We start from the raw sequence: 19,938 nt of genomic DNA, 5'->3' as shown, positions 1-19,938 counted from the left end.
GGCTAGTGATCCTTCGTTACGAGTTCGTCGCACCGCGCGTGGACACCACGACGGCTCCGACCAGGGCCGCGAGGAGCAGCAGCGACAGTACTTCGAACGGGAGCACCCATTCGGCGAAGACCGCTTCGCCCATGGCGGCGGCCCCGCCGCCCGCGCGCCGGCCGGTGTCCGCGAAGGTCCAGCCGAACGCGCCGGCGACGACCGCCGCGAGGCCGAGCCCCACGCCGCCGGCGATGAGCGCCCCGGGCAGGCGCGGCCGGTCGAGGTCGTCGGACGGATCGGTCGGGGCCCGGGTGAGCATGGTCGCGAACAGCAGCAGCACGACGATCGCGCCGACGTAGACGAGGACGAGCACCCACGCGAGGAACTCGGCGGTGAGCACGAGCGCGGCCCCGGCGATCCCGGCGAACGCGACCGCGAGCCACAGCCCGGCCCGCACGATCCGCTTCGTCGTCACGACCGCGAGGGCGGCCCCCAGTGCGAGGAGCCCGAACCCCAGCAGGAGCACGTCCGCGAGCGTCATTCGACGCCCTCGGGCTTGGCCCCGTCCGGGACGTTCGCCATCCACTCCCCCAGGTGGCCCTTGTCGTGGAGCAGGTCGCGGATGTCGCCTTCGGCGTAGGCGAAGTCGGGGGCCCAGAAGAGGGCGTCGAAGGGGCAGACGTCGACGCAGATCCCGCAGTACATGCACAGCGAGAAGTCGATGTCGAAGCGGTCGAGGACGTTCACCTGCCGGGGCCGGGCGGCCCCTTCGACCTCGACGGTCTCCTTGTGGGAGTCGATGTAGATGCACCAGTCCGGGCACTCGCGCGCGCACAGCATGCACGAGGTGCAGTTGGGCTCGTGCAGGGCGATGACCCCCCGGGAGCGTTCGGGCAGGTCGGGCTCGTGCTCGGGGTACTGGCTGGTGACGGCGCGGCGCGCGGCGGTGCGCGCGGTCGCGACGAGACCGCTGACCAGACCGCTTCCGGGAAGCCTCATGCACTCATCGTGGCAGACGGCACCGCGCATTTCCAGTCCTCGGCGGTCGGAGTTGTCCGATTCCCGACCTCGGCCGGGCCCCGTTTCCGATGAAACCCACTGGCGTGTCCACAAGAGCCATTACCGTGAGTTATCGACACGTCGTGCAAGACCGGGAGCGACCCCGGTGCCGTTCGGGGAGGAACCGTGCCCATGCGAATCACGCGGCCCATCAGAGGGATGCTCGCGGCGCTGAGTCTCAGCGCCGCCCTGGTGCTGGCGACCGCCGCCCCGGCGAACGCGGTCATCACCGTCACGCTCACGCCGACCGCCGGGACGATCGGCACCCGCGTGGACGTGCTCGCGGCGAACTGCGACCAGGACGCGACCGGGGACGTCGAGGGCACCGACGTGAGCTTCAAGCTGCCGAAGAACGACAACCACGCCCTGGGCGACTTCACCGTCACCGAGAAGATGGAGCCGGCCACGTACACGGTGGCGGTGACCTGCGGTCCGGACACGGCCTCGGCGAAGTTCACGGTCACGGCCGGGACCGGCGCGTCCACCGGCGGCGGCTCGACCGCCTCGCAGGCGGCCACCGCGGTCCTGTGGTCGGGGGCGGCGCTCGTGGTCGCCGCCGCCGTGGGGCTCTGGATGCTCCGACGCCGCGACGGCGCGGCCGCCTAGCCCGTGCACGAGACCCGGCAGCCGGTCCACCGGCCGGAACCCGCGTTCCGGCCGGTGGCCGCCGTCGTGCTCTCGATCGTCCTCGCCGGAGGCCTCGGCCTCATGCTCGGCAGCGTCGTCCCCATGCCGTCGCTGCGGATGCCGCACTTCGCGAGCCCCTTCGACGACGACCCGTTCGCCGTCGCCGACCCGGCGGGCCGCACCTGGCTCGACCGCTCCGCGCCGACACGGGTCGACATCGCCGCCGTCGACGTCCACGCCCCGCTCACCGGGCTCGGCCTCGACTACGAAGGGAACTTCGAGGTCCCGCGGATGTGGCGGCCCCACGAGGCCGGCTGGTTCGAGCCGGGGCCGACGCCCGGCGAGTTCGGGCCCACGGTGATCATGGGCCACGTGGACACCGAGCGCTCCGGCCCGGCCGTGTTCTTCCCGCTCAAGCACCTCGACGAGGGCGACACGATCGAACTGACCCGCGAAGACGGCGTCATCGTGACCTACGAGGTGACCGCGATCGAGTCCTACGCGAAAGATCGCCTCCCTTACGAGGACGTGTTCGGGATCGAACCGGCGCCCGCGCTGCGGCTCATCACGTGCGGCGGCGAGTTCGACCGCGAGAGCGGGGACTACACCGAGAACCTGGTGGTCTTCGCGAGCTACACCGGCCACCGCGACGCCACGGAACAGGACCGCGAGCGGCCGCTCAACGGGCCCGCGCATTTCCGCGACTGACCGTCGGACCCTGCCGTTAGCGTCCATGCCATGGATTTGAAGATCGCCAACGTCACCGTCGACACCGACCGCCCCGGCGAACTGGCCCGGTGGTGGCTCGCCGCGCTGGGCGGCCGACTGGGGCGAGTACATCATGGTCGGCCTCGAAGACGGCTCCAGCCCGGCCTTCCAGTACGTCGAGAACACCGAGCCGGGCCGCGTCCACATCGACTTCACGACGGCCGACGCCCCGAAGGCGGTCGCGCGGCTCATCGAAGCGGGCGCGACGCACGTCGCCGACCACGAAGCCCCGGGCGGCGCCTTCACCTGGACGGTGCCGGCGGACCCCGACGGCAACCGGTTCTGCGTCTCGCAGGGGCACTGAACCCCTGAGCGCGGGACCGGGTGATCCCTTGCCGGTCCCGCGCCCGCGGGGTCCGCTCAAGCGGCGACGGGCCCGCCCTGCCCGCAGCGCCCGCAGGCGGTGCGGCGCCGCAGGTAGTACGCATAGGCGGCGACCCCGAGAGCCGGACCCCACAACGGCCACAGCATCCCCGGTCCGGTGATCCCCCACGCTTCGGTGTCGATGCCGTCGAACAGCGAGCGGAGCTCGGCGAACCCCGCAGCCGTGATGAACACCGTGGCGATCGACGCGGGTACCAGCGCGAACGGCAGCGGCACCCGCCTGCCGGCCGCGAACCAGATCCACCTCGGGAAGACCTCGCCCCACGGGCGAACGAGCCCGACGGTGAGCACCGCGGCGCCGGTCGCCATCACGGCCATCAGCAACGCCCCGATGGCGACGCCGGTGCCCTCCATCTCGTCGTAGAACTCCTGAGGAATCCCCAGCGGGCTCTCCAGGGCCATCGCGAGCCGGGAGAGCGCGTAGACGAGGGGCACACCGGCGGCCACGACGACCGCCCGCCGGCCCCACCGCAGCGCACGCTGCGGGGCGGACCCTTCCGCGACCTTCCCGTGGCGGCCGCAGTGGGGACACGCCTCCTTGGTGCGTCGCCGGTAGGCCAGCGCGGCCAACGCCCACAGCAGTCCGCCGGTCAACATGACGAGCAGGTGCATCCGCGGCCATGGGAAGAAGTCGGCGACGCTGCCTCCGCCGGGCACCCCGGTGAACAGGAACACCGGAGCGACCAGGACCCGGGTGACCAGCATCAGCAGCCGCAGATCGGTGACCACCACTGTCAGCGTCACCGCGGCCGCCCATGCGAAGGCCAGCAGTGCCGCGCGCACGATGCCGCGGCCGACCGCCTTGGCCATCACGAGTCCCACCGCCGCACCGATCAGCCCGAGAACGGCGATCACCGGCGCCGTGGTCTCCGCGGTGGCGTTGACCAGAATGGAGTACTCGGCTTCCTCGTCGTTGCCCCGTCCGAGGGGGAATCCGGCACCGCCGAGCGCCCAGTAGAGCCCGAGCGCGCCGTAGGCCAGCGACCAGGCGGCCGCCGCGTAGGCGGACCAGCGCGGCCACTCCGACCACCAGGCCCGAAGCAGTCCTTTGCGCCGCTTGGTATCCACATTGCGAACCATGCGCTCCTGCACTCTCCGGGCCTCCGCCCCTCGGCCCGCCCTCCTGGATGCGGAGCGGGCGGCGGCTCTCCTCCGAGAGAGCCGCTGACGGCCCTTCGGCCGGTCACTCCATCATCGACGCACGGGTTTCCCGCGTGATCACCCGCGCGGGCGAGCCGGCTCCCCCGCGCGGGTGAGCCGCAAGCCGTCGCGCGCAACTGAACAGCGAGCACGGGGTTCGGCCTCAGCGCTCGTCGTGTTCGGGGTTCGAGGGGACGGCGACAACTAGGGAGGAGGGATTCTCGGACGGCCGTTCGGCTCTCCGGTCCATTCGTTTCGGGGTTCAGGCGGGCGGCGACCACGAGGCAGGAGGTTCCTCGGTCGGTCTTTCGGCTCTCCGGTCCGTTCATCTCCAGGTTCGAGCGGCGGCGACAAAAAGGGCTGAGTCGCCCTTGTCGTACTTCGGCTCTCGGTTCGATGCGCTCCGCGCTGGCGGTCTGGGCGACTGAGGCCCCGCGACACGCCCGACCCTGGCGCACGGTGCCTCTGAACTGCACAAACATCCACCTTTCACCCGTCCGAGTGATGACACCCCGGCCCGCCCGATCTATGCTTGATATAGCACAAGCAAGCGAAATCAACCGGATTATTCGAGGAGGTGTCAGATGGCCACCGGCTTCCCCGCTCAGGACCGCACCGCGAAGTCCACCGCCATCCACACCGTCCTCGACGAAGCCGCCAGTGCCATCAACGACTTCCACGCCCGAGTGCTCTCCTCAGTGATCGAAGCCCAGGCCTGGCAGATCCACCGCGACGTCGACGGCTACTCCGGTCTGCGCGACTGGCTCTGCGCCAAGTTCGACTTCCACACGCGTACGGCCGCCGACCTGGCTGCGATCGCCAGGTGCGCACGGAAGTTCACCACCCTCGCCGAGACCGCCACTTCCGGCTCGGCCCGAATCGACCTCGTGGCGGCTGCCGTCCGGCGGTTGGAAGCGACCAAGGCGCTTCGGCTCTATGCCAAGACCTACTATCGCGAACCGGTGGCCTCTCCCTTCGACGACGAGGTCCAGTGCCCGAGCCCTGAGCACCTGATCAGCGAATGGTGCAAGCACTCAACGGTCAAGGAAGTCCACGCCCGCCTGGACGAGATCGAAGCCGCGTTGGATTCCGGGGAAGAGATCCTGGAAGGCCTCGGTCAGGACTCCCTGCAGCGCTTGGAACTCGTGGAGCTCGACAACGGCATGTGGGCCCTGGACGCCACACTCTCGGCCGACACCGGGCAACTGTTCGCCAAGTACCTTGCCACGGCAGTGCCGCCGCCTCGCCAAGAAGAGACCGACACCGACGGAGTCCTGCCTCCCAAAGCGAACCGCGACGCCGAAGCCCTCCACCAACTCCTGGCCGGCTACGGCACCTCCCCCGAAGCAGTGAAACGCCACGGCCACACCGCCACCCTCGACCTCACCGTCGACATCGAAACCCTGCAAGGCAAAGACACCGGCCGCCTGCCCCTCCTGGAAGGCAAACCGATCTCAGTGGCCAAAGCCCGCCTCCTCGCCTGTGAGGCCGGGATCATCCCCTCAGTCTTCAACTACCAGAGCGGCGAAGCCATCGAACTGGGCAGGGCCCTGCGCCTCCCGAATGCGGCACTCCGCAGGAAACTCGAACTCGAACAGCCTCAGGGTTGCGCCTGGCACGGCTGCGACCGGCCCGTGGCCTGGACCGAAGCCCACCACCTCCAGCACTGGGCCGATGGCGGGAAGACGACCGCCGAGAACCTGATCCTGCTGTGCCGGTTCCACCACGGCCGCCTCCACACCACCGGATGGACCGTGGAGAAGACCGGCCCCGGCCAAGCCATCATCACCCACCACGAAAACCACGACACCACCGCGACCCCCGCCTGCGCCACCCTCGACACCACAGTCAACGCAGACGCGACCGGGTCCGGAAGCGCCACGGGCGGGGGCGGATGCGGATGCGCGGACTGGCGCACTGACGCCGACCTCGATGCCGAACACCAAGACAGCGACTGGGATGCCTTCCCCACCGGGCTCTACCGCACCGAATGGACCCAGACGATGAAACCGGACCTGGACCAGGTCGCCCAGGCGGCCGAGGAAGCCAAAGCGGTAGCGGCGATGCACGCGGCCAAGGCCCGGTGCCGAGAGCAGTCCAGGAAGGCGCCGACCGAAACGCCCGCCACAGTCGGCCAGCCCAAAGAACCGGCAAGGGCCGGAGCAAACACCCCGGGCGACCCGCCCTTCTTAGGACGCCCGCTCCGGTGAAGCCGGAGCGGGGGCAAAACGGCACAGCCAACGCCTTCCAGCTCGAACCCGAAGCGGGTTCGGGCCCCTCACCATGCCCGGCAACCAAGACCGACCCGGCAACGACAGCCCACCCCCACCAACCACTCACCCCTCATCGCCGCCCGGCCGAACCGCAACCACAACCCCACCGCACAGCCGAAGAACCACCCCGCCGTCCTGCGGCCTTGTTGTCACCGCCGATCGAACCACAACCACAACCACAACCCCACCACACAGCCGCAGGAGCACCCTCAGGGAATGGGACCTTGTTGTCGCCGCCTGCCCGAACCGCGGCCATCACCACGCCTGGCAGCCGGAGGAGCACGCCGAGACGAACCAGCCCCCTCCGTCGCCGCCCCTGAACAGCGGCCATCACCGCATCGGCAGCGCAGGACGCGAAGAAGCGATGGGGAACTCGGGCGGTGGCTCGACGCCGCTTCCGCAAGCGCCGGTCGGGGGACGCGCAGGATCTCATCGGGTAAGACACGATCGATGCGAAGGCGCGGTCGGCGCTCGACGCGGCATCGGCCGCGGGACTGCGAACGCGACCGCGGGCGGCGGACCGGGTTCTTGACCCCACCGGTCCGCCGCCCGCGGCGTACCGAGGGGGCCTGTCGTCGCGGGCGCTGCTCCGGCCGTCGCCGGTGCCCGCGGCGTGCTATGTCAGGACTCGCGCGAACGCGGCCCTGGTCTCTTCGAAGACCTCCGCGCCCGGGCGGGCCCAGAGCGCGTCGTTGAACAGCTCGACCTCGATCGGGCCGTCGAATCCGGTCGCGTCCACTTCCGCGAGATAGCGCTTGAAGTCCACGCAGCCGTCGCCCAGCTGCCCGCGACCGGTGAGCACACCGGCCGGCAGCGGAGTGACCCAGTCGGCGAACTGGAACGAGGCGATGCGGCCTTCGGCCCCGGCGCGTGCGATGCCTTGCCACACTTGCGGGTCCCACCAGATGTGGTAGGTGTCGACCACGACGCCGACCTGCTCGGCCGGGAACGGCGCGGCCAGGTCGAGCGCCTCGTTGATCGTCGTGACGACGCAGCGGTCGCTCGCGAACATCGGGTGCAGCGGCTCGATCGACAAGGTCACGCCGCGCTCGCCCGCATACGGGGCGAGCTGGGCCAGCGCTTCCTTGACACCCTCACGGGCGGTGTCGATCGTGCCGCCCTCCGGGATGCCGCCCGAGACGAGGACGAGCGTCGGGGCTCCCAGCGCCGCCGCTTCGTCGATCGCCTGCTTGTTGTCGTCGATCGCTTCAGGCGTCGGGTCGGTGAAGAACCCCGCCCGGCAGAGGCTGGTGACCTCGACTCCGGCGTCCTTGACGAGCTTCGCGCTCGCCTCGACGCCCATCTCCTGCACCGGCTCCCGCCAGAGCCCGATGCCCGACCCCGTGCGCGCGCAGGCCTCGACGGCCTCGCGCTGGTCCCAGAACTTCGCCGTCGCGTGGTTGAACGAGAAGCGTTCGAGCGCGCTCATGCGAGGGTCCTCGCCGGCTGGCCCGCGACCTTCAGCAGGGCGTTGAACCGGTCGATCGCGAGGTGCTCGTCGGGGAAGAGGCCCACTTCGAGCGCCAGGTCGACGATCTCGCCGAGGTGCTCGATCGAGCGCGCGGCCTCAAGGCCCCCGACCATCCTGAAGTGGTCCTGGTGGCCCGAGAGCCAGGCCAGGAACACCACGCCGGTCTTGTAGTTGAACGTCGGGGCCTCGAAGACCTTGCGCGCCAAGGGCACGGTCGGGTCGAGGATCGCGCGGAAGCCGATGACGTCGCTCTCGTCGAGGCGCTGGACCGCCTTGGCCGCCAGGGGGGCGAGCGGGTCGAAGATGCCGAGGAGCGCGTCCGAGTGGCCGAGTTCGTCCCCGGCGATGAGGCGCGGGTAGTTGAAGTCGTCGCCGGTGTAGCAGCGGACCCCTTCGGGGAGCCTGCGGCGCAGGGCGATCTCGGCTTCGGCGTCGAGCAGGCTCATCTTGATGCCGTCGACCTTCGCGGCGTTCTCGGTGATGATCTCGACGAACGTGTCCGCGGCCTCGTCGAGGTCCGAGGAGCCCCAGTAGCCCTCCAGGGCCGGGTCGAACATGGGGCCGAGCCAGTGCATGATCGCCTTGCCGCTCACCTCGGAGAGGAGCTCCGAGTACAGCGCCTTGTAGTCGTCGGGGCCTTTGGCGCTGGCGGCCATGGCCCGGGAGCACATGAGGATCGTGCCGGCTCCGGCGTCCTCGACCACGCCGAGCTGTTCGAGGTAGGTCGCGCGGATCTCGTCCATCGTGGTCGGACGGGCGCCGAGCTGGTCGGTGCCCACGCCGCAGGCGAGCAGGTCGTCAGGTCCCGCGGCCTCGGCGGAGCGGCGGATGAGCTCCTTGGTCGCGTCCCAGTCCAGGCCCATGCCGCGCTGGGCGGTGTCCATGGCGTCGGCGACGCCGAGCCCGAGGTCCCAGAGGTACCGGCGGTAGCGGATCGTCGCGTCCCAGTCGACCGCGGCCGGTCGCCCGGGCCCGTTGTCGGCGAGCGGGTCGGCGACGACGTGGGCCGCGGAGTAGATGACGCGGGAGTTGAACTTGCGGGTCACAGGACGAGCTCCTCGAGTTCGATGCGGCGGCCCTCGCGGGCCGAGCGGTAACCGATTTCGGCGAGCTGCACGCCGCGGGCGGCGGCCAGGAAGTCGTGGTGCCACGGCGCGTCGTCGACGACGTGGCGCAGGAACTCCTCCCACTGCAGCTTGAAGCCGTTGTCGAAGTCCTGATTGTCCGGCACCTCGTGCCACTGCAGGCGGAAGGGGATCGGCTGGTCGATGTCGGGGTTCCAGACCGGCTTGGGGGTGTGGGCGCGGTGCTGGGCGCGGGCCTTGCGGAGGCCCGCGATCGCGGAGCCCTCGGTGCCGTCGACGTGGAACTCGACGAGCTCTTCGCGGTCGACGCGGGTGGCCCAGGAGGAGTTCATCTGGACGACGGTGCCGTCCTCGAGTTCGAAGATCGCGTACGCGGCGTCGTCGGCGGTGGCGGCGTAGGCGCGGCCCTGCTCGTCGAAGCGCTCGGGGATGTGGGTGGTGACGTGGGCGGTGACGGACTTGATCGGCGAGTCGAACGTGCCTTCGAGCAGGTAGGACCAGTGGGGGAACATGTCGAGGACCATGCCGCCGCCGTCTTCGGCGCGGTAGTTCCAGGAGGGGCGCTGGGCTTCCTGCCAGTCGCCTTCGAAGACCCAGTAGCCGAACTCGCCGCGCACGGACAGCACCCGGCCGAAGAAGCCGGAGTCGACCAGGCGCTTGAGCTTGCGCAGGCCAGGGAGGTAGAGCTTGTCGGCGACCGCGCCGTTCTTGACGCCGGCGTCGCGGGCGGCGCGCGCGAGGTTGAGGGCGTCGTCGAGGTTGGTCGCGATGGGCTTCTCGGTGTAGACGTGCTTGCCGGCCTTGATCGCGGCGTTGACGGCGGCGAGGCGGTGCTGGGTGGTGAGGGCGTCGAAGTAGACGTCGATGGCGTCGTCGGCCAGGGCCTCGTCGAGGTTCGTCGTGTACTTGTCCAGGCCGTGGCGGTCGGCGATCTCGGCGAGCTTGTCGGCGCTGCGGCCGACCAGGGTGAGCTCGGGCCAGATGACGCTGCCGTCCGCGCGTTCGACGCCGCCCTGTTCGCGGATCGCCAGGAGCGATCGCACGAGATGCTGGCGGTAGCCCATGCGCCCGGTCACCCCGTTGAGGGCGATGCCGACGGTGATTCGTTCTGCCATAGGGATCTGCTCCAGACCGATAGCTTGCCATCGCGACGCCGCACGCGTGCGCCGGCGAAGCCGGCCGGCGGGCGCCGCATGCGTCCGCCGAGGGCAGGCAAACGCTTTCTTCCAGTTTACTGAACTATACAGCAAACCGCCTCCGCGGGAAAGCGGTCTCTTGACAGATTTACGGTCGCGAATACGTCATGTCAAGGGCCTTGCGCCGCAGCATGGTCCGGACACGGCTCAGCCCCGGCCCGCGCGGGCCGGGGCCGTGACGCGTGTGCGCCGGCGGTGCTCTGCTGCCGGCAGCGCTCGTCGGACCAGGGTCCAGCGGTGCTCTGCCGGCGATGCCGCTCGGTGAGCGGACTCCTCAGTCGGGTACTGCCCAATCAGGGGTCCAGCGGCTCGGCTCGGCTCGGCTCGGCTCGGCTCGGCTCGGCTCGGCTCGGCTCGGCTCGGCTCAGCTCAGCTCAGCTCAGCTCAGCTCAGCTCAGCTCAGCTCAGCTCAGCTCAGCTCAGCTCAGCGAGAGATTCTGCGCTGTCAGCGGCCTGGCGGCACTGCCCTGCTCAGAGGTACTGCTCGGCGATGTCGGTGACCTCTTCGGCGGGGGCCCAGATCTGGTACACGCCGTTGTCGTACGGCTCGAGCCCGAGCGAGCGGGCCACGTCGCTGCGTCCCCCGCGGTATTCGAGGCGCAGCCAGTCGCCGGAGGCCCCGAGGATCCAGAACGGCTCGCCGCGCCAGGTGCAGCCGGTGCGCACGTAGAAGAAGTCCTCGAGCTCGCCGATCGGCACGCCGCGACGGTAGCGGCCCTCGGCGACCTCCACGAAGCCGTCGCCGCCGGTGGGCGAGTACAGCCGCACATGGGCCCCGTCCGGGCTGGAGTCGTATTCGGCGCCCTTCCAGCGGGCGATGTAGCCGTCCCTCATCGCTTAGGCGTCCTTCCATTCGCGGTCGCGGTGGTCCAGGACGGACGCCGCGCGCTCTTCGGGGTGGGGACGCACGAGGTCGTAGTGGCCGTCGGCGTCGCCCCAGGCCTCCCCGAGCGCGCTGTCGTAACCGTAGGCCTCGCCCATCGGTCCCGTGGGCGGCCGGGCGTCGGACGGCGCCGCCGGCAGCGCCGGGGCCTCGATCGCCGCGGGCCCGCCGTAGGCCCCGTCGACCGGGGTCCACTCGCGGGTGTCGGAGTCGTAGACGGCGACCTCGGTGACCTCGCCCCGCGAGTCGATCCGGAGGATCTTCGCGCCGTGCGGCAGCCGGACCGAGTCGACCTTGTGCTCGGGGATGCGCTCGTCGCCCTCGGAGGGCGCGAAGCCGTCGCCGCGGAACGGGCCCGGCTCGACGACGGTGCCGCCGCGGGCCTCGGCCGTGGCGAAGTCGTTGCCGCCGATCGCGGTCGGGTACAGGTCGGTGCGGTAGCCGATCCAGCGGAGCACGTGCACCGAGTCGTCGGTGGGGCTGAAGTCCTCGCTGGAGCGGATGAGCCCGAGGGCGAGGTACAGCTGCGCGGGCGTGCGCAGGTGGTCCACCGCCTCGGCGGGGTGCACGAAGCCGCCGACGCGGTCGTAGCCGCGTTCGAGGTAGAACGGCACCTGCTGGTGCGGGATGGTCTTCTGCCACAGCACCGGCTGGACGCGCTGCGAGGGCGAGGCCGCGCGGGCGGCGGCGGCCTGGCGGCGTTCCATCTCGGTCGCGAACGCGAGCAGGTCCTTCGCCTCGGCCCACTTGCGGAGCGGCTCGACCTCGGCGCCGGACATGTTCGCGCCGACCTCGGTGCCCGGGTTGACGTAGAGCGAGTACTCCTGGCCCGGCCAGTGCTGGATGAGCCAGCCGAACGGCACGGTCGTGTAAGGCGTGTCCTCGCCCGCGCGGGCGGCCATCCGCTCGATGGTGGTGTAGACGGTGATCCCGATGATGCCGTCCACGATGTCGCTGGCCCAGCGGAACGCCGGGTCGCCGACGCGGATGTGGGCGGCGGCCGGGTCCCCTACGGGCAGGATCACGGTGGCGCACAACAGGGTCTGGAGGAACGCGGCGGTGTCACCGGAGGACGCGGCCTCGGCGAGGAGCGGCTCGGCCGCTTCTCCCGTGAGCTCGACCGGCCCCGCCGGGGCGCTCGGCTGCGGCGCGGGCTCGGCCGCCTTGCGGCCGAAGGCGCTCGACATCGACGCGAAGGCCTCGGCCGAACGCGGCGGCTCGGATCCGAAGGCCTCGCCGTTGGACGTGCCGGACGAGTCACGGCCGGGCGTGGCGAACGCGTCGCCGCTGCTGCGCACGGCGAACGGGTCGTCCCCGAGCTGTGACCCGAACGAGTCCGCCGCGGGGAACGGCTCGGGGCGGGCGGTCGGGGGCGCGGGGTCGCGGGTCGGCAGCGTCGTCGGGTCGGGCTGCTGGTCGCGCAGCCAGTCAGGGGCGTCGGGCCACTGGTCCTGCGCGCTCGGCCACTGCGGGTCGGCCGGGAAGGCGGTCTCCTGCGGCGAGGGCGCGGCGGGCGGCTGGGAGGTGAATCCCTGCGGTTGCGAACCGAAACCCTGAGGCTGGGAGCCGAAGCCCTGCGGCCGGGCCAGCGGGGGCTCCGGTTCGGGCGGCGGCTGGGAGGAGAACGAGTGGCCGTTGAACGGGTCGGCCTCGGGCGCTTCGGGGTCGCGCGGCGGCTGGCGCAGCGGCAGCCCGGCCTCGGTGGTCCCGGCGACCGTGGAATGGTTGCCGGAGCCGCCGTTCAGGTCCGAGGAGCGGCGCGGTGCGGGCGGGACGTCGGGCACCGGCGGGGCCGGGGGCATGAAGCTCCCCTGTCGCGGTGCGGGCGCGGGCGCCATCGGGTTCGCGAACGGGTCGGACTGGCCTTCGGTGAACGGCGAGTGCTGCGACACCGAGGAGAAGGTGCCGCCCTGCTGCCCGTACGGGTCGGGGCCTGGTTCCGGCTCGGGGGCCGGGTCCACCGGGACCGTGGTCATGCCTTGGGCCACTTGGGCGACGAACCACGCCGGGAGGTAGCCCTCGATCGGGAGGCCCGGGTTGACCGCGAGCCACCACTCCTCGTCGGGCCAGGACTCGGCGAGGGACGCGAATGATACGCGACGCGAAGCGCCGGCGTTGTTCCGCAGGCACACCTGGAGCGCCGTCTCGGAGGTGAAGGCCAGGATGTGGGTGCGGTCGTCGGTCGTCCAGGTGGCCCAGGTGTCCGCACCGGAACCGTTCGCGTCCTCATAGGACAGTGGGAGGACGAGTTCGATCTGGGCCAGGATTCGGAAGTATCCGTCCTGGTCCTCGGCTCGCAGCGCCTCCCTGAGACGGTGCTCGATCTCGTTACTCGGTTCCCACATCGATCCCACTCAGCCCTTCCCCCCTACCGGTCTTGGATGGGGCGGTGTCGAGCGAACGCGGCGTCCCCTCGCGATCGTCACCGTAACGCGAGGGCGTTGTCAAGTTTCCGTCAGTAGGCTGAGAATAACGAATTCATAAAGGAGCCCGCGTGTCGTTCCCACGCTGTGGACCTGTCGCTGTGTAACGATCCGGTTCTCATGTGGGACCGCTCTGCTCGCTCCGTTCTGGCCTGCGTCTGCTCGACGCTGTTGGCGCTCTTGCTCTCTGCACTCTTCCATGCCGCGCCCGCCGGGGCGTCGGCACCCATGCCGTGGCATTTGTCGGCCGTCGGCGCGCCCGCGACCTGGGAGACGACCACCGGCGAAGGCGTCACCGTCGCGGTCATCGACTCGGGCGTGGACGCCGACCACCCCGACCTCGCCGGGGCCGTCCTCCCCGGCCGCAGCTACGTCGACCGCGACCCCGGCGCCGAGCCCCGCCTGCTCGCCATCGGCTCCGACCCCGGTCCGGTCTACGAGCGGGCCTTCGGCCAGGCCGACCCGGTCGGCCACGGCACCGCCGTCGCGGGCCTCATCGCCGCGAGCGCCGACTCCCGCCACCCCGGCGTCGCCCCGGGGGCCTCGATCCTCCCGATCCGGGTCCTCGACGACGAGAACCGGTACCACGACTCGGCGATGGTCGGCGCCGCCGTCGAATGGGCCGTCGACAACGGCGCCGACGTGGTGAACCTCTCCCTCGGCGGCCACTACGACTCCGCCCCGTTCGCGGAGGCGCTCGCCTACGCCGAACGGCACGACGTGCTCATCGTCGCCTGCACCGGCAACCAGCACCGGGACGGGGACGGCGCGGGCGAGGCCCACGAGGACGTCTGGTTCCCGGCCCGCGTGCCCGAGGTCCTCGCCGTCACGGGCACCGACCAGCGCGGCGAGCGCTGGCCCACCGCCGTCACCGGTGAGGAGACCGACGTCGCCGCGCCGGGTGCGAACCTCACCGCCCCCAAGGCCGGCGGGGGGCACAAGACCGTCACCGGGACGTCGTTCGCGTCGGCGGTCGTCTCCGGCGCGGCGGCGCTGGTGCGCTCGGCGCACCCCGACTGGAGCGCCGGCCAGGTCCGCCGCGCGCTCATCGCCACCGCCGCCGCGGACGGGCCGGGCCTCGGCTCCGGGGTCGTCGACGCGGCCGCGGCCGTCGCCGCGGACGTCGACTCGATCCCGCCCGCCGAGTCCGCACCGTCGATCTCCCCGGGGTGGAGCGCCGCGGCGACCGCCGCCGGCGGCGGCCTCATCGGCGTGTCGGCGCTGCTGCTGCGCGGGAGCCGCGCTGCCGGGCAAAGGGGTCGAACCGCCGGGCACCCGCGTACCATGGCGGGGTGACCGCCGCCGACGCCCGACAGAGCCGCTCCACGGCTCGCAAGCCCCGCCAAGGCCGAACCGAGAGCGAGCTGGCGAAGAAGCGCCGCGCCCGCAAGATCAACCGGCTCCTCGCCGTGGCCCATCCGGACGCCCATTGCGAGCTCGACTTCACCAACCCGCTCGAACTGGCCGTCGCCACGATCCTCTCGGCCCAGTGCACCGACGTCCGCGTGAACCTCACCACTCCCGCGCTGTTCGCGAAGTACCGCACCGCGGAGGACTACGCCGAGGCGAACCCGGAGGACATCGAGGCGATCATCCGGCCCACGGGCTTCTACCGCAACAAGACCAAGTCGATCATCGGCCTCGGCAAGGCCCTGGTCGAGCACCACGACGGCAGGCTCCCGCAGGACCTGGAGTCCCTCGTGAAGCTCCCCGGCTTCGGCCGCAAGACCGCGAACGTCGTCCTCGGCAACGCGTTCGGCGTCCCCGGCCTCACCGTCGACACCCACATGATCCGCATCAACAACCGGCTCGGCCTCGTCGAGGGCAAGGACCCGGTGAAACTCGAGCGCCAGCTCCAGCAGCTCATCGAGCCGCGCGAGTGGACCCTGTATTCGCACCGGATCATCTTCCACGGCCGCCGCGTCTGCATCGCCCGCAAGCCCGCGTGCGGCGCGTGCACGCTCGCCGCGGTCTGCCCCTCGTACGGCGAGGGCCCGACCGATCCGGCCGAGGCCGCGAAGCTCCTCAAGGGCGGCAATGTGGACGACCTCGTCCGCCTCGCGGGCATCGAGCACGCGGTGGACGCATGAGGCGCGTCGGGAGCGCCGTCGCGGCGCTGGCACTGCTGGCGCTCGCCGCCTGCACGGAGGCGCCGGCGGGCGCTCCGGTGCCCACCGACGCCATGGCGCCGGGGTGGACGGTCGCGTGCGTCTCCGGCACGACCCCGATCGAAGGCGTCGGCGACCTCGAACTCGACTGCCTCGGCGACGGCGCCGCCACGAACGTCGGCCCGGCGGGCAAGCCGCTCGTCGTGGTCCTGTGGGCGAGCTGGTGCGAACCGTGCCGGGACGAGGCCCCGCAGGTGGAGGCCTTCTATCAGGCGTACGGCGACCAGGTCGACGTCCTCGGCGTCGACACCGCCGACACGCGCGAGGCGGGCCGCTCGTTCGCGGAGGACTTCGAGATGACCTTTCCCTCCGTCTCGGACCCGGACGAGGCCGTCCGCATCGGACTGGGCGTCCCGGGCCTGCCGGGGATCGCGTTCGTGCGCCCCGACGGCACGGTCGTCGAGGTCATCGCCGAACCCGGCGTGACCGCCGACGGCCTCGCGGCGACCGCCGAGTCCGCGTTCGGCCTGGAGCGGTGACCGTGGAGCGCCGTCCCCAGTGGTGGCCGCCGCTGCTGAAGGCCGCCGCCGACGCCGAGCCGCCCCGCATCGGCCGCGTCATCGCCGACCACCTGCTCCCGTATGAGGAGGAACAGGCCCGGTCGGCCTCGGTCCTGGTGCTCCTCAAGGACGACCCCGACGACCACGGCCCCTCGGTCCTCCTGCAGCAGCGGGCCGCGAGCCTGCGGCACCATCCCGGCGAGGTCGCCTTCCCCGGCGGCGCGGCCGAACCCGGCGACGCCGACGCCGCGGCGACGGCCCTGCGCGAAGCCGCCGAGGAGCTCGCCGTCGAACCGGACTCGGTCGCGATCGGGCAGACCCTGCCGCGACTGTGGATCCCCGTGTCCGGGTTCGCGGTCACGCCGGTGCTCGCCCTGTGGCTGCGCCCCCACACCGTCGCGCCGCAGGCGGCCTCCGAAGTCGCCGCCGCCCACCAGGTCCCGTTGCCGCTCCTGGCCGACCCGGCCAACCGCGGCACGGTCCGCTACCCCTCGGGCCGCAGCGGCCCGTGCTTCCAGATCGCGGGCGTACCCCTGATTTGGGGCTTCACCGCCGGGGTACTGTCATGGCTGCTGGACCTGGGCGGCTGGGCACGCCCCTGGGACACCGGACGGACGATGGAACTCGACCGGCGCTGACGCCGGCGACAGCACCACGGCGACCGCTCACGGGATCGTGGACGAGCACCACGGCCACCGCTCGCGGAGCCGTACATGAGCGGAGGGCGCATGGAGCCGAGCAGCGCGGGACTCATGGTCGACGTCGTGATCGTGCTGCTGGCGCTCCTGTTCGCCATCAACGGTTACCGCGAGGGCTTCATCGCCTCCGCCACCACGTTCATCGGCTTCTTCGGCGGGGCCCTCCTCGGCATCCAGATCGCCCCGTTCGCGGCCGACTTCTACGCCGACCCGCTGGCGCGGCTCATCGCCTCGCTCGTGGTCGTCTTCGCGCTCGCCTTGGGCGGCATGGCCCTCGCGACCTCCCTCGGCTACCGGCTGCGGAAGCGGCTGCGGACCAGCGGCTCCCGGCGGATCGACCACTTCGCCGGGCCCATCGTCTCGATCGCCGCGGTGCTCCTGGTGACCTGGGTGGCCGCCGCGCCGCTCGCGAACTCGTCGATGCCGGCGGTCGCGAGCGCGGTGCGCCACTCGAGTCTGGTGAGCGGCATCGACGAGCACATGCCGCAGGCCGTCAAGGGCGTCTACGAGTCGATGCGGGAGTCGCTGAACACCTCGGGGATGCCGGACGTGTTCTTCGGGCTCGACCCGACCGAGGCCCGCTCGGTCGACCCGCCCGACGCCGAGCTCGCGGCGTCCCAGGTGGTGCGCAACGCCGAGGACTCGGTGCTCAAGGTCCACGGCATGGCCCCTTCCTGCGACCGGCAGATCGAGGGTTCGAGCTTCGTCTACGACGACGGACTGGTCGTCACCAACGCGCACGTGGTCGCCGGGACCGACGAGGTCGAGGTCGAGTCGGACGGCGAGCTGCTCGACGCGGAGGTGGTCGTGTTCGAGCCGGAGAGGGACCTCGCGATCCTGTCGGTGCCGGGCCTGGACGCCGAGCCGCTGCCGCTGCTGGACGAGACCGCCGGATCCGGGGAGGACGCGATCGTCCTCGGCTACCCGGGCGGCGGCCCGTACACGGCGACCCCCGCGCGCGTCCGCGAGGCGCGGATCGTCACCGGCCCGGACATCTACGACGAGGACACCGTCACGCGCGAGGTCTACCAGCTGTACGCGCGGATCATCGGCGGCAACTCGGGCGGGCCGCTGCTGAGTTCGGACGGCGAGGTGATCGGTGTCATCTTCGCGGCGGCGGTCGACGATCCGGACACCGGTTACGCGCTGACGATGCACGAGTCCGCGCCCGTCCTGGAGGCGGGACGGGACGCCTCGGGCCCGGTGGACACGGGTTCGTGCACGTGATGCTGTGGGTTCGTGTGGACTTATGCCGTTGCCTGATGCTGGGCGTGGCGTCACAATGCGGGTAGGCTGTACCGGTCGTCGTCGACGCATTCCGTTCACCGGAACATAACTCCTGCTGAGGCGGCGTGGTGAGTCTCTCGAGGTGACGCTCGGAACGGACGGAACGCATTCATTCGGATACGAATGTCGATTTCGGCGTCGATGGTGCGCATGTGGATTTACGGGGGTCTCGCTCCCGCAATGCGGACAAGAGGCATAGACTCAGTACTTGCACTAGCGGTGCGTTGAAGAAAGGTGCGAACGGACATGGAAGATGTATTGGCCAGGGCCGCCCTGTTCAAGGGGGTCGACCCGGAAGCTGTCGAGTCGCTCATCAAAGAGATGGAGTACGTCGACGTCAACAAGGGCCAGACCGTCTTCACCGAGAACGAGCCGGGTGACAGTCTGTACATCGTCATGTCCGGGAAGGTGAAGCTCGGACGTCGCTCCGCCGACGGCCGCCAGAACCTGATCGCGGTGATGGGCCCGTCCGACATGGTCGGCGAGCTCGCGCTGTTCGATCCCGGTCCCCGCACCGCCACCGCCACCGCTCTGACCGACACCCGCATGGCCCGCCTCTCGAAGACGGCGCTGCGCCCCTGGCTGGCGAACCGCCCCGAGATCGCCGAGCAGCTCCTGCGCGTCATAGCGCGCCGGCTGCGTCGCACCAACGACTCGATGGCGGACCTCATCTTCACCGACGTGCCCGGCCGCGTCGCGAAGGCCCTGCTGCACATGGCGAGCCGCTTCGGCACCCGTGACGGCGGCGTCCTGCGCGTGACCCACGACCTCACGCAGGAGGAGCTGGCCCAGCTGGTCGGCGCCTCGCGCGAGACCGTGAACAAGGCCCTGGCCGACTTCGCCGGGCGCGGTTGGCTGCGCCTGGACGGCAAGAGCGTCATCATCATGGACCCCGAGCGCCTCGCGCGCCGTGCCCGCGTGTAACGCTCCCCGGTCGAACCTCGAAGCCCCCGGCGTCGCCGGGGGCTTTCGGTTTCCGCGGGGCCGGTGGGTCTGGGCTTCCGTGAGGCCGGTGGGCCTGGGCTTCCGTGAGGCCGGTGGGCCTCGGCGGGGCGGTGGGGTCGGCGCGGTTCCGCGGGGCGGTGGGCCGTCCCTCGGCGCGGCTTCGCGGAGCCTCCGATCCGCGCATCGGCTCCGACGCCCGCGCTCCAGCGGGTGATCTCCCTGTCCCGCGGCTTGGGCGACTCGACGTTCGGGCCCGCGTCCGTCTAGACTTCCGGTAACCATCCCCCGAGTCCGCTGAAGGAGCGTTGTGGCAGGGCAACTGAACGTTGAAGTCGTGGCAGTCGACTCGAAGGTGTGGTCCGGCGAGGCCAAGGCCGTCTACGCCCGCACCACCGAAGGGGAACTGGGCGTCCTGCCCGGCCACCAGCCGCTGCTGGGAGAGCTGCGCGTCGACAGCACCGTACGGGTGCAGCCGGTCGACGGCGGCGAGCTGGCCTGGCAGATCGAGGGAGGCTTCCTGTCGGTGACCACCGACGGCGTCACCATCCTCGCAGAGACCGCCGAGGCGGTCGCCCCCACCTCGGCATAGTCATGCTGAAGGCACTGCTCGTCGTCGCCGCTGTGGCGGCGGCCGTCGCGGTGTTCCTGGTGCTGACGTACGTCCGGCGTTCGATCCTGTCCCGCTCGGGCTCGGTGGCGATGGCCGCCCGGCTCTCGCGGCACATGGCAGGGCGCGGCTGGGCCCCCGGTTTCGCCGTGTACGAGAGCGGCACGCTCCGCTGGTACCGGATGTTCTCGCTGGCGTTCGGGCCGCGCTACGCGCTCTCGCGCCACGACCTCCAGGTCTCGGAGCGCCGCAAGCCGATCGGCCCCGAGGCCCAGATCTTCCCCCCCGAGGTCGCGATCCTGCGATGCAAGAACGCGGCCGGTGAAGTCGAGCTCGCCATGACGACCTCGGCCGTCACCGGATTCCTCTCCTGGCTGGAGGCGGCCCCGCCGGGGGCCGAGTTCTACAGCCACCGCGAAGCCGAATAGGCCGCGAAGCCGCC

19 protein-coding genes and 1 pseudogene are annotated in these 19,938 nt (G+C 71.2%); 12 read left to right on the top strand and 8 right to left on the bottom strand.

Annotated elements, in window-relative coordinates; translation table 11 throughout:
• Positions 1–16: 16 nt before the first annotated feature.
• Positions 17–523 (bottom strand): NADH-quinone oxidoreductase subunit J, encoded by a 507-nt coding sequence (locus K3N28_RS11830; protein WP_228092731.1) that lies wholly within the window; start codon positions 521–523, stop codon positions 17–19.
• Between the two features lie 26 nt (positions 524–549).
• Positions 550–981, bottom strand: a pseudogene (locus K3N28_RS11825) (4Fe-4S binding protein); the annotation flags it as partial.
• 192 nt (positions 982–1,173) lie between these two features.
• Between K3N28_RS11825 and K3N28_RS11820 the strand changes: the two are divergent.
• From K3N28_RS11820 to K3N28_RS11810, 3 genes are all read left to right on the top strand, one after another.
• On the top strand, positions 1,174–1,647 hold the full coding sequence (locus tag K3N28_RS11820; protein ID WP_228092729.1) for a hypothetical protein: 474 nt from the start codon (positions 1,174–1,176) through the stop codon (positions 1,645–1,647).
• A 3-nt stretch (positions 1,648–1,650) separates the two neighbouring features.
• Positions 1,651–2,376: a class F sortase gene (locus tag K3N28_RS11815; protein ID WP_228092728.1), complete on the top strand. Its 726-nt coding sequence runs from the start codon at positions 1,651–1,653 to the stop codon at positions 2,374–2,376.
• Positions 2,377–2,509: 133 nt separating this feature from the next.
• Positions 2,510–2,740, top strand: a complete 231-nt coding sequence (locus K3N28_RS11810) for a VOC family protein (RefSeq protein WP_228092727.1) — start codon at positions 2,510–2,512, stop codon at positions 2,738–2,740.
• A gap of 56 nt (positions 2,741–2,796) precedes the next feature.
• Here K3N28_RS11810 and K3N28_RS11805 read toward each other — a convergent pair whose 3' ends face one another.
• Positions 2,797–3,888: a hypothetical protein gene (locus K3N28_RS11805; protein ID WP_228092726.1), complete on the bottom strand. Its 1,092-nt coding sequence runs from the start codon at positions 3,886–3,888 to the stop codon at positions 2,797–2,799.
• A 656-nt stretch (positions 3,889–4,544) separates the two neighbouring features.
• Here K3N28_RS11805 and K3N28_RS11800 point away from each other — a divergent pair.
• A complete protein-coding gene (locus K3N28_RS11800) occupies positions 4,545–6,170 on the top strand; it encodes an HNH endonuclease signature motif containing protein (protein WP_228092725.1) in 1,626 nt (541 codons plus the stop codon).
• Between the two features lie 679 nt (positions 6,171–6,849).
• Here K3N28_RS11800 and K3N28_RS11795 read toward each other — a convergent pair.
• The 5 genes from K3N28_RS11795 to K3N28_RS11775 all read right to left on the bottom strand — a co-directional run bounded on the left by K3N28_RS11795 (position 6,850) and on the right by K3N28_RS11775 (position 13,213).
• Positions 6,850–7,662 (bottom strand): sugar phosphate isomerase/epimerase, encoded by an 813-nt coding sequence (locus K3N28_RS11795; RefSeq protein ID WP_228092724.1) that lies wholly within the window; start codon positions 7,660–7,662, stop codon positions 6,850–6,852.
• Positions 7,659–8,750, bottom strand: coding sequence for a dihydrodipicolinate synthase family protein (locus K3N28_RS11790; protein WP_228092723.1), 1,092 nt, complete (start codon positions 8,748–8,750; stop codon positions 7,659–7,661). Before K3N28_RS11790 ends, K3N28_RS11795 begins: the two co-directional genes overlap by 4 nt.
• Positions 8,747–9,904, bottom strand: coding sequence for a Gfo/Idh/MocA family protein (locus tag K3N28_RS11785; protein WP_228092722.1), 1,158 nt, complete (start codon positions 9,902–9,904; stop codon positions 8,747–8,749). Before K3N28_RS11785 ends, K3N28_RS11790 begins: the two co-directional genes overlap by 4 nt.
• Positions 9,905–10,456: 552 nt before the next feature.
• Positions 10,457–10,819, bottom strand: coding sequence for a hypothetical protein (locus K3N28_RS11780; protein ID WP_228092721.1), 363 nt, complete (start codon positions 10,817–10,819; stop codon positions 10,457–10,459).
• Positions 10,820–10,822: 3 nt separating this feature from the next.
• Positions 10,823–13,213 carry an SseB family protein gene (locus K3N28_RS11775; protein WP_228092720.1) on the bottom strand — a complete coding sequence of 797 codons (2,391 nt, stop codon included), beginning with the start codon at positions 13,211–13,213 and terminating at the stop codon, positions 10,823–10,825.
• A gap of 306 nt (positions 13,214–13,519) precedes the next feature.
• On the opposite strand from K3N28_RS11775, the gene K3N28_RS11770 reads away from it, so the two are divergent.
• The 8 genes from K3N28_RS11770 (at position 13,520) to K3N28_RS11735 (ending at position 19,924) form a co-directional block, all read left to right on the top strand.
• Complete coding sequence (locus tag K3N28_RS11770) at positions 13,520–14,587, top strand: S8 family serine peptidase (RefSeq protein WP_228092719.1); 1,068 nt, start codon at positions 13,520–13,522, stop codon at positions 14,585–14,587.
• Positions 14,584–15,381 carry an endonuclease III gene (gene nth, locus K3N28_RS11765; protein WP_228092718.1) on the top strand — a complete coding sequence of 266 codons (798 nt, stop codon included), beginning with the start codon at positions 14,584–14,586 and terminating at the stop codon, positions 15,379–15,381. The genes K3N28_RS11770 and nth overlap by 4 nt, the downstream gene beginning before the upstream one ends.
• On the top strand, positions 15,378–15,938 hold the full coding sequence (locus K3N28_RS11760; RefSeq protein ID WP_228092717.1) for a TlpA disulfide reductase family protein: 561 nt from the start codon (positions 15,378–15,380) through the stop codon (positions 15,936–15,938). The genes nth and K3N28_RS11760 overlap by 4 nt, the downstream gene beginning before the upstream one ends.
• 2 nt (positions 15,939–15,940) lie before the next feature.
• Positions 15,941–16,597, top strand: a complete 657-nt coding sequence (locus tag K3N28_RS11755) for a CoA pyrophosphatase (protein WP_228092716.1) — start codon at positions 15,941–15,943, stop codon at positions 16,595–16,597.
• Between the two features lie 90 nt (positions 16,598–16,687).
• Positions 16,688–17,884, top strand: a complete 1,197-nt coding sequence (locus K3N28_RS11750) for a MarP family serine protease (RefSeq protein ID WP_228092715.1) — start codon at positions 16,688–16,690, stop codon at positions 17,882–17,884.
• A gap of 306 nt (positions 17,885–18,190) precedes the next feature.
• A complete protein-coding gene (locus K3N28_RS11745) occupies positions 18,191–18,868 on the top strand; it encodes a Crp/Fnr family transcriptional regulator (protein ID WP_026924818.1) in 678 nt (225 codons plus the stop codon).
• 328 nt (positions 18,869–19,196) lie between these two features.
• Entirely contained in the window at positions 19,197–19,478 is a 282-nt protein-coding gene (locus K3N28_RS11740; protein WP_228092714.1) for a F0F1 ATP synthase subunit epsilon, read from the top strand.
• A 2-nt stretch (positions 19,479–19,480) separates the two neighbouring features.
• Positions 19,481–19,924 (top strand): DUF2550 domain-containing protein, encoded by a 444-nt coding sequence (locus tag K3N28_RS11735; RefSeq protein WP_228092713.1) that lies wholly within the window; start codon positions 19,481–19,483, stop codon positions 19,922–19,924.
• Positions 19,925–19,938 lie beyond the last annotated feature (14 nt).

Source organism: Glycomyces sp. TRM65418, from assembly GCF_019710475.1.
In the GTDB taxonomy this organism is placed as follows: domain Bacteria; phylum Actinomycetota; class Actinomycetes; order Mycobacteriales; family Micromonosporaceae; genus Glycomyces.
Note: the sequence above shows the minus strand (reverse complement) of the source record. Positions and strands in the feature narration are given on the sequence as shown.